9 protein-coding genes are annotated in these 9,826 nt (G+C 44.1%); 7 read left to right on the plus strand and 2 right to left on the minus strand.

Annotated elements, in window-relative coordinates; translation table 11 throughout:
- The first annotated feature begins 179 nt into the window (after window positions 1–179).
- Window positions 180–1,346, plus strand: coding sequence for a sodium:proton antiporter (locus BIZ37_RS27740; protein ID WP_187464286.1), 1,167 nt, complete (start codon window positions 180–182; stop codon window positions 1,344–1,346).
- 154 nt (window positions 1,347–1,500) lie between these two features.
- Here the strand turns inward: BIZ37_RS27740 and BIZ37_RS27745 are convergent, their stop codons facing one another.
- Window positions 1,501–2,886: an MATE family efflux transporter gene (locus tag BIZ37_RS27745; protein ID WP_187464287.1), complete on the minus strand. Its 1,386-nt coding sequence runs from the start codon at window positions 2,884–2,886 to the stop codon at window positions 1,501–1,503.
- 101 nt (window positions 2,887–2,987) lie between these two features.
- Between BIZ37_RS27745 and BIZ37_RS27750 the strand changes: the two genes are divergently transcribed.
- On the plus strand, window positions 2,988–3,893 hold the full coding sequence (locus tag BIZ37_RS27750; RefSeq protein WP_187464288.1) for an AraC family transcriptional regulator: 906 nt from the start codon (window positions 2,988–2,990) through the stop codon (window positions 3,891–3,893).
- A gap of 57 nt (window positions 3,894–3,950) precedes the next feature.
- Here BIZ37_RS27750 and BIZ37_RS27755 read toward each other — a convergent pair whose 3' ends face one another.
- Window positions 3,951–4,301 carry a hypothetical protein gene (locus BIZ37_RS27755; RefSeq protein WP_187464289.1) on the minus strand — a complete coding sequence of 117 codons (351 nt, stop codon included), beginning with the start codon at window positions 4,299–4,301 and terminating at the stop codon, window positions 3,951–3,953.
- A gap of 470 nt (window positions 4,302–4,771) precedes the next feature.
- Here BIZ37_RS27755 and BIZ37_RS27760 point away from each other — a divergent pair, with 470 nt between their 5' ends.
- The 5 genes from BIZ37_RS27760 to BIZ37_RS27780 form a co-directional block, all read left to right on the plus strand.
- Window positions 4,772–6,769, plus strand: coding sequence for an alpha-amylase family glycosyl hydrolase (locus BIZ37_RS27760; RefSeq protein ID WP_187464294.1), 1,998 nt, complete (start codon window positions 4,772–4,774; stop codon window positions 6,767–6,769).
- Window positions 6,770–6,879: 110 nt separating this feature from the next.
- A complete protein-coding gene (gene cutA / locus BIZ37_RS27765; RefSeq protein ID WP_187464290.1) occupies window positions 6,880–7,194 on the plus strand; it encodes a divalent-cation tolerance protein CutA in 315 nt (104 codons plus the stop codon).
- 143 nt (window positions 7,195–7,337) lie between these two features.
- Window positions 7,338–8,285 carry a DUF523 and DUF1722 domain-containing protein gene (locus BIZ37_RS27770; RefSeq protein WP_187464291.1) on the plus strand — a complete coding sequence of 316 codons (948 nt, stop codon included), beginning with the start codon at window positions 7,338–7,340 and terminating at the stop codon, window positions 8,283–8,285.
- A complete protein-coding gene (locus BIZ37_RS27775) occupies window positions 8,275–9,099 on the plus strand; it encodes a MerR family transcriptional regulator (protein ID WP_187464292.1) in 825 nt (274 codons plus the stop codon). Before BIZ37_RS27770 ends, BIZ37_RS27775 begins: the two co-directional genes overlap by 11 nt.
- On the plus strand, window positions 9,086–9,826 hold a 741-nt coding region (locus BIZ37_RS27780), incomplete at its 3' end, for a deoxyribodipyrimidine photo-lyase (RefSeq protein WP_187464293.1). The genes BIZ37_RS27775 and BIZ37_RS27780, both read left to right, overlap by 14 nt.

A 9,826-nucleotide genomic window follows, 5' to 3' on the forward strand; every position in this document is an offset into this window, starting at 1 on the left:
GAAATGTTCCCTAACTTTTCTGGTGTGTTTTTAATATGTATTTTGTTTTCATTACACAATTATACTTTTACAAACCCTAAATAAAACACTGCAATAAGTTTAATCAATATATTCATACTCAAGAAAAAAACAAAAAAAGACGTTTGTAGAATGAAGGTTACTCTTAATAAGGTGTCAATGTGAAAAAGGTCGTACTCTATTCAACATTACTTTTGGTTGGCTTGTTCTTATCACAATTACTCCCCCAATTTTTCGAAGGCTATAGTTCCATCCAGCCAGTGCTTATGGTTGTGACGATGTCGGCGCTTGCCTACATCATGATCAATGTAGGTCGCGAATTCGATATAGATAAAAACAATCTAAAACAATATGGCTGGGATTATGTCGTGGCTATGACGACAGCGACTTTCCCTTGGATTGCTGTTGTACTGTATTTTATTTTTGTCCTGATGCCGAGTGAACTCTGGTTCAATGCCGACGCATGGAAAGAGACCTTGGTGATAGGGCGCTTTGCGGCTCCGACTTCAGCAGGTGTACTCTTTGCAATGTTGGCTGCTGCAGGTTTAGGCGCGACATGGATGTTCAAAAAGGCAAGGGTGCTCGCCATTTTTGACGACTTAGATACTGTGCTGCTGATGATCCCGCTGACAGTGCTGGTGGTTGGCTGGCGTCCGGCGTTGGGCTTGACCTTGCTGTTAATGCTAGCGCTGTTGGTTATCGGCTACAAATTCTTGCACAAATGGAATATTCCAGCTTCAGCGAGTTCTATCGTTGGGTATTCTGTTTTGATTGCTGGCTTGTGTGAGCTTTTCTATATCTCAACAGATATCCATTTTGAGGTCCTGCTACCAGCCTTTGTACTGGGCTGTATGATGAAATCTCAGCATGAGTCAGCGGAAGACGCAAAAGTGTCTACTGCCGTAGCCAGTCTTTTTATGGTGCTGGTGGGCTTGAGCCTCCCACAGATTTTTGGTGCGGTGAGTGTTGCGGACAATTCTAGTGTCACCAACGCAATGCCGGCTATGGAGATGAGTGAGATTGCCTTCCACGTCATTATGATTTCCATCGTGTCGAATGTCGGCAAGATGTTCCCGTTATTTTGTTATCGCAATGAGGCAACAGTCAAAGAGCGTTTGGCGCTTTCTATTGGCATGTGGCCGCGAGGTGAGGTTGGTGCTGGCGTATTGATGATCAGCATTGGATATGGATTTGGTGGACCTATTGTGACGATTAGCATGCTGTCGTTAGCACTGAACTTAGTGCTGACTGGCTTTTTCATCATGATGGTACGTAGTTTAATATTGAGCCCAGTAAAAGGAGGCGCACATGAAAAAACGCGAGCTTAAATTGCTAGCAGCCGTGATATCAATTTTCCTGTTTTCACTCGTAGTGGGTAGAGCAGCAGCATAATAAAAACGGCTTAGTTTTCATTTGAGCAGGCTACGTTGATTAAAACGTAGCCTGCTTTTTATTAGGGGATATTTGGTTATTAGAGGGATGTTAGGCATTCGCCGGTTGTGGTTGCACGGTTAGGTTATTTAACCAGCGACGTTTTAGGTATCGGTTGAAACACAGCGACAGCTTGACAATTTCTTCCGCCAGCAGCGCCAGATAAACCCAACCAAAAGACCATTCGCCAATAAAAGCGCCATAAGCGGTAAATGGAATTCCTATCATCCACATTGCGATGAAATCCATACGGAGGCAGAACAAGTTTTCACCGCCGGTGCGCAAGATACCATTGATGATGATCATATTGAGCATTCTTAACGTGATGCCGATGCTGATCACGAACATCGCAGGCTGCGCCAATGGTAGAAGATCATCCTGATTAAGGTTTAGCCACGATAGTACAAACATGTGGTTAAGGTATAGGAACAAGCCCATTCCTAGCCCTACAAATAGTACAAACTTCAGGAAGAATGCAGTCATAGCTTGTGCTTTTTCGAACTCATCCCGGCCTAATGATTGTCCTATCAGCACCGAGCAAGCCACGGAAATACCCATAAACACAGAGTAAAGCAGCGACTCAAAGGGGCCAATCATGCTAAATACTGCCAGTTCAGTGGTGCCCATGTGCCCGAAAATGATTTGGTAGGTCAATGTTCCCAATGCCCAAAGTAGCGCGTTCAGAGATTGGGGAATAGCCAGTTTGCGATACGTCATCCACAATGTTTGGTGGTTGCGAATGGCCTGGCTAACAATCAACCAATGCTTGCGGTAGGCCAATACGCCGCACATCATTAAAACCTGTGCAAATCGAGCAATGGTGGTTGCTAGCGCTGCACCGGCAACCCCCATTGCTGGAATACCTAGTCCGCCTTTGATCAATAGGAAGTTCAAAGCGATGTTCAATGCGATGGTGACAGCACCAAAAATCAACGGTAGCAGGGCATCGTCACTTGCACGTAAACTTGATTCAAGCGTAATGATGATGTGGGTAAGGATCAATACCGGAAAGCTGTACCATAGGTACTGGCTGCCCTGCATGATCACTTCCAGATCATTGGTCTGGAGCCGCATGATTTGCGGTGCAAAAACAGTGATAACAAAGGTAACCGGAACCATAATAGTGGCACCCAGTTTCATTGCCTGAATAGTTACCGTTTTGGCATGAATACTGTCTTTTTTTCCCCAATACTGGGAAACTAGTATGCCGTTGGCAGACGCTAGGCCTGCCATGATCATAATGGCAACAAAGTGCCATTTTGAAGCGATACCGACAGCGGCGGTGGCTGACTGGCCAAAATCGCTCACCATCAATACATCGGCCAGGGCGAGGATCGCGACAAGGGCACTTTGAATGGCAACGGGGAAAGCCAGCTTTGCAATACGAGCAAAGAGGTCTGGCGGTAATGCTGTTTGATTTTTTTTGATTGTTGTCATCGTCAGTCTCCGGATCATACCAATAATAGGTAGGTCGGTTTGTAGAGATAGAACTGCTTGGTAATGGACGGCAACTATAACGAACACAAAAATGGAGTGACATGTTAGAAAGTACAGAAAACCTGTGTGAATCTGTCACTGTGGGCTTTGCTATGGAGCAGCCAAAAACAGACTGGAATGAAGAGGTTTACCTTGCTCAAGCTTGTAAAGAGCGGTTTCTGACCCAATCGGATCTTCCCGAGTTGACAGATAACGGCTTCTTTATGGCGGGTCTAGCCGAATTGGCCGAGGGTTATGAGATAGAACGGGTCGCAACCACCAACCATACGCTTTTGTTAACTCAGGAGGGGGCTGGCTTATTAACGCTCTCTGAGCGCCAATATCATTTGATGCCTAATACCCTGACAATTTTACCGGCAGGACAGCCATTCCGCTTTGAACTGGCGGACAAAAGCAAAGGCTGGAAAATGGCATGGGTACTGTTAAAACCCACTGAGAAATGGTTACCGCTGGTGGCAAATGGACAGCGTGTTGAGCATACCCATATATGTGAACAGGTCTGGTCGGTAATGAATTTACTGCATAGTGAGGTTGGCGGTCGTGCAAGCTATAGGAAGTTGTTTGCTAGCGAACTCTCTCGATTAATGCTCGGCAGTGCAAACCTTGCTCCTTCGAATTCCGTGTTGCGGGTGCAAAGTATCTTTAATGACATTGAGTCTCAGCTACATCTTAACTGGACTGTGAAAGGGATAGCCAAACAATGTTTCCTCAGTACCGAGCAATTGAACCGGATCACTAAGCAGCTTTATAACTGTTCAACACAGCAGCGCTTAATTCAACTTCGAATGGAAAAGGCGGTTGATTTACTTTACTACCAAGAGTGGACGATTGGTATGGTTGCCCAGCGCTTGGGCTATCAAGATCCGTTCAATTTTACCCACCGTTTTCGTCAATATCATGGCTGCTCGCCGAGGGAATATAGAAAGCGGTTGTTTTTGGTTGAATAAAATAGGTGGGAGCCTTATCGGTTACTTTGGAAAAGTAACTGATAAGGCTAAATCTGGTTACTTACGCTTAGGTTGCTGGTAAGTACGGCCTGCAGCTTGGTAAACATCTTTCGCTTTTACATCGAACGTATCGAAGAAGAACCATGCCACGAATTTGATCACGTCATCACCGACATTCATGATCCACTCTGCGTACTCTTCTTGTTCACCGTCATCATTTTGTTCCAATGACACATGGTAAATGCGCTGTTCACCTTCAATCTCAGCGAGTTTGAACTGGCCTGTCAGTGATGCTGCGGCTTCAGCAATCTCTGCATCCTCATTAGCTTTCAGAGCTTCAAGAACTTGGGGAACAGAGTCCAATTCACAAAGTGCTTTAACCAGTGTTTCGAATTGGTCATGTTGCATGATTTGATACCTATCAATAAGCAATGTTGTTGGCGCGTATTCTAACAGTGTAATTCAATGGAAAGACAGAATTATGGAGGAGTATGTTATGGGTGGTTATATTTTATCCGTTTTTGCCCTGATTGGCAGGCAATTTCAAATTTTGAGTGTTCATTCACGAACATTACAACTCATATATTCTAAGAGATGAAAACGTCGATTCTTTAACAGAATGTGAGCTGATTTCTTGTTAGCGAGTAACAAAAAAGTGCTTGCTCTCTCATTTTGTAGCGCTATTTTTACATGCGCTACCGCTAGGGAAAGGCGCTTTTTCACTAAATAGAAACCATAAATATCTACGCCCCCCATCTACGCCTGTTTGATTAAGCAAGGGGGAGGGTAAAGGCAACCCAAAGATCTGAATAATAGGAAAAACATAACTACAAACTTGGAGACTCGATGTGAAAAGGAACCTACGATCTTTCCTTGCTATGGCGATTGCTGCGTCACTGGCAGCTTGTAATAGTGCAGATAATGCTACTGACGTTGCAGATGTAGATAAAAATGTGTACCTGTGTAACACCTCGACCATGACGCAGTCTGACGATTTGCGTATCTACCAAATTATGGTGGAGAGCTTTGTCAATGGTGACGACAGCATAGGCCATGGCACGGGTTATGGTACAAGCCATCACAAAGGTGATTTGCAGGGTATCATCGACTCATTAGATTACATCGAGTCACTGGGAATGAATGCGATTTGGCTGACTCCTATCTTTGACTCAATGCCGATTGAAGGACAGGACCACTGGGCGGATAGGCTTGATGCAACAGGCTATTTCACGAGTAATTATTTTGCTATCGATCCTCGTTTTGGCACGATGGAACAAGCTAAAGAGTTGGTTGAAAAAGCCCATGAAAAAGGGCTGTATGTCTTCTTCGATGGTGTATTCGGCCACCACAAAGGCAATGTTGTACCTTCACCTGAAGGACGCCTGCCTGTTGGAGAAAATAATCCGGTCAGTTACCCAGAAAGCTTAGAGTTTTATCAAGAAGTAGCAACTTACTGGATCAAAGAGTTGAAAATCGATGGTTGGCGACTGGATCAGGCATATCAGGTTCCAACTGATGCATGGGCTTCAATTCGTGCGAGTGTCGATGAGGCATCGAAATCGGTAACGTATGTGAACTCAGAAGGTGAAACCGTTAATCCGCTAGGCTATATGGTTGCCGAGATCTGGAACAATGAGAATTACATCAACGAAACAGGCTATGGCAAAGAAGGTGAACCGGCACTTTGTTCTGCATTTGATTTCCCTGTTCGCTATCGTTTGGTAGAAACCTTTGCGGTTAATGAAAACAGTATTGGTAGCAAAGGCGGTAAATGGCTTGATGAAGGCATGAACCTCCACAGCCTTTACCCGTCCCATGCCAAGCCGAACCTGATGCTAGGAAACCATGATTTGGTAAGGTTTGGTGATTTAATTCAGCGGGGGAATATTGCTTCACCAGATGAACCGGAGTATTGGTCAAGACATAAAGCCGCACTGTCATTCTTGGCCGCATATTCCGGGCCTATTACTCTTTATTACGGCGAAGAGATCGGTGATGAAGTCGAAGGGTTTTCACAAAAAGTTTGGAGCGATTGCGCGATCCAAGGCTTATGCGATGATCATGTTGCAAGGTCTAGTGCGAAAATTGAGGGTCTAACCGGAACGATTAATAGCAATCAATGGAATCTTAAACAATATGTCTCTGAGCTTATGACTATAAGGGCTGCACACCCCGCTCTAAGCCGGGGCGAGCGCACTAATATAATTGCTAATGATTCCGTTTATGTTGACCACAAGCAGACTGATGAAGAAGCGCTGCTGTATATGGTCAGCACGACAACAAACCCAGAATCTATTTCAATCAGTGCAGAAGATATAGCCTCTGAAGGTCAATTGGTAGACCTACTGTCAGGCAAAGCCTACGAGATGGTCGGTGGGGAATATCAAATTAATTTGTCGCCGTTTGAAGCCAAGTTCTTGAAGATTGCCAAACCGTCCGCAAAGGGATTGACCAAAGCTGTAGCAGTCGCCTCGACCTCGCTAATGGGAGAAGGCTTTATGGCGCAATGTGACAATCCGGTGGTTGAAAGTGCAGGCCCTATCGAAAAGACCTTATATGTGGTGGGAGACTTTGTTGATGCCGGTTGGAAGCACAAGCCAAACCGCGCTTACAACTACGTTGGTGACAACACCTACCAAGCGGTTGTTGAGGAGAAAGCAGGCGCTTTTAGAATGCAATATGCCAGTGCAGATTGGAAGCCACAATTTACTGCTGACGGCCTTGAGCTAACTCCAGGTAAAGTCGCGACGCTTAAGTATGGTGGGTATGGTAAAGATACTGCCGTGACACTACCTGAAGCCGGTAAATATGTGTGGAGTCTTAAGTTCTCTGACAGTGGCAATCCAGAGCAGTTGATGGTCTCTAAGTGTCCATAATCTTGGTAAGTTAACTAAGCAAACTGTTAACTAATAAAACTAATGGGGAGCAGATAGCTCCCCTTTTTGTTATTGTTTTTATTACAAACCTAAGCACTGGAACAGAAAAAATGAGTGAAAAATGCGTGGTTATGACAACCTTTGCTGATGAGAATGTTGGCAAGACAATCATCCATTCTTTAATCGAGAAGCGTTTGGCGGCTTGTATACAAGTGCAAGCGATAGAGAGCTATTATCACTGGGAAGGTAAGGTAAACAATGATCAGGAGAAACTGGCCATAATCAAAACGACGACCAATCTGTATCAGCAGGTTGAAGCAGATATACTAGCCAATCATGATTACGAGACTCCAGAAATCATCCAACTTCCAATTACTGCTGGATACAGCGAGTATCTGCAATGGATAGACAGTGAGTGCAATTAGCCTGTCATATACGTAGAGCACCATGTGAACAAAAGCCAATATGTGATTAATTGCACTTATACAAAAAAAATATTTGTATAATTGATCCAATCTACTACTCTTCCTTGTACAACAGATTAGTTTTGTACAAGGTAGGGATAGTCATGCAAATACCAGTCGGAATCAGTGCCTGCGTTTTAGGCGAGAAAGTGAGATTCGATGGCGGTCACAAACAGAACCGTTTCATCGTTGACGAGTTAACTAAATATTTTACCTTCAAGCCAGTTTGCCCTGAAATGGGTATCGGCATGCCCGTTCCTCGTCCTGTAATCCGCTTATTGCAACTACCTTCTAACGAGATTCGATTAGTCGAGAGCAAGCATCAAGATATCGATCACACGGATAAAATGGTGGAGTTCGCTCACAAGAAAGTCTCACAATTCGACAATCTTTGCGGGTATGTGGTTTGCGCCAAGTCGCCAACTTGCGGCATGGAACGTGTCAAACTCCATATCCCAAACAACAACACAGTGCCCGGTGGTTCGGTAGGTATATACACACGTGAACTGATGGCCAAGATGCCCTGGTTACCGGTAGAAGAAGATGGTCGACTCAATGATCCTGTGTTGCGAGAAAATTTCGTCTTCCGTATTTTTGCCCTAAATGATTTTTACCATTCGGTGCGAGACCAACTTTCTGCTAATGCAATCGTTAAATTCCACTCGCGTTACAAGCTAGTATTGATGGCACATAACCCAGCGGCTTATAAAGCGTTAGGTAGTATGGTAGCCCACATCAGTGAATGGGATATTAACGAATTCTATTTAGAGTACCGCCTCAAATTTATGGAAGCGATAAAAGAACGCGCTTCGAGAAAAAATAAAACGAATGTGCTGATGCATCTTCAGGGTTATTTCAAGCGTTCGTTAACCAAAGAGCAAAAGTTGGAACTGTCGGAACTGATTATGAGTTACAAAGAGGGTAATCAACCTATCCTTGTGCCATTAGCATTAATCAAGCATTACTTGCGTGAATATCCTGATCCGTATTTGCAGCTACAAACATTCCTTGACCCATATCCGGAAGATTTGAAATTACGCTATGGACTCTGATAACAAATATTATGCGATCAAAGAGGTCTCTGAGATTACAGGAGTGAACTCAGTGACACTAAGGGCTTGGCAAAGGCGTTATGGGTTGTTGAACCCGATGAGAACCGACAAGGGGCATCGCCTATACACCGAGCAAGACATTAACAAGATAAAAGAAATTGTCGAATGGCTTGATAAGGGTGTAGCTATTGGGAAAGTGAAACCTATGCTGGGTAAACTCTCCCCGCTGGTTGATGAAGATAACCAAAACGAGAGCCAGAGAGCAATTGGTAATATTCTGTCTTCATTAGCGCAGTTAGATTCTTTTGCTCTGGATAAACAGCTTATCCAACTAATGAAAGAGTATCCGGCCAAGGTTCTGGAAAACAAAATTATCACTGCAGTGATAAATGAAATCTCGCAACCAGACAATCCTTTGCTGGATGTGCAGATGGTCGTATGGCGAAGTGTTTTTCAGGAAAGGTGCTTATCGTTGATTGCCGCTTCTCGAAAGCGAAATAAGAAGCCGTGCCTTCTGATTAGCTTTGATGAGGAGCCAAACTCGCGCTTCTGGCTCAAAGCCGTTGAGTTATCTGAGTTAGGTTACAGTGTCATGCTATTGCCTAGGTTAAAAGGAAAGCTTGCATCGTTAGCACCATTACTCAATTCATGGGGGCAGAAGAAGTTGTTTATTGATGGTGATAATAAATTGCCTTTGGATATACCTGGTCAACTTGAGCATTTAATAACTAGTACCGGTTGTGAATTGGTGACACTCGGCAGTATCAACACAATCCATCCCGAATTATTGGAGTGGCAGCATGAGTCAGCATAAAGAAATAGGATTAGTTTGGTTTCGAACTGACTTACGTGTGGTGGACAATACCGCTTTATATGAAGCGGTGAAACACTGTGACCAAGTCATCGCAGTATATGTCTCAACCCCAATGCAATGGCATGAACACCATGTTGCTCCGATACAGGTTGATTTAATCAGGCGTCGTTTGCCAATTTTAAAAGAACAGCTTGCGAATATTGGTATTCCACTTGTTTTCAAAGAAGTTGCAGATTTTGATCAAATTGCTGAACTCATGGTAGATATCACCCATGAGAAAGGGATAACCCATGTCTTCTGCAATAAGCAGTACGAATGGAACGAACTTCAGCGCGATGACAAAGTCGGTCATCAACTCGCTGATGCAAAGATCAAGTTCAGCATGTTTGATGATTGTTGTGTGATGACTCCTGGGGAAGTGCAAACGCAAAAAGGGGAAGCCTTCAAGGTGTTTACTCCTTTTAGAAAAGAGTGGTTGAAACATTTTCGAGCATTGTCCCCGGCACCTTTGCCAATTCCTCAATCGGTGAAAGAGCCGTTGTTCATCGATGAGGTTGATGAGATCACTTTGACATATCCACCTGTCGATAGCATGAAATGGCCAGTAGAAGAAGAGACGATCCGTCAGAGACTTGTGACATTTTGCTACGAAAAAGTAGAGGATTATCATCAACAACGCGATATACCGTCTATAGATGGAACTAGCTGTTTGTCACCTTATTTGGCA

It is taken from the genome of Photobacterium sp. BZF1 (assembly GCF_014349205.1).
Taxonomy (GTDB): Bacteria; Pseudomonadota; Gammaproteobacteria; order Enterobacterales; family Vibrionaceae; genus Photobacterium.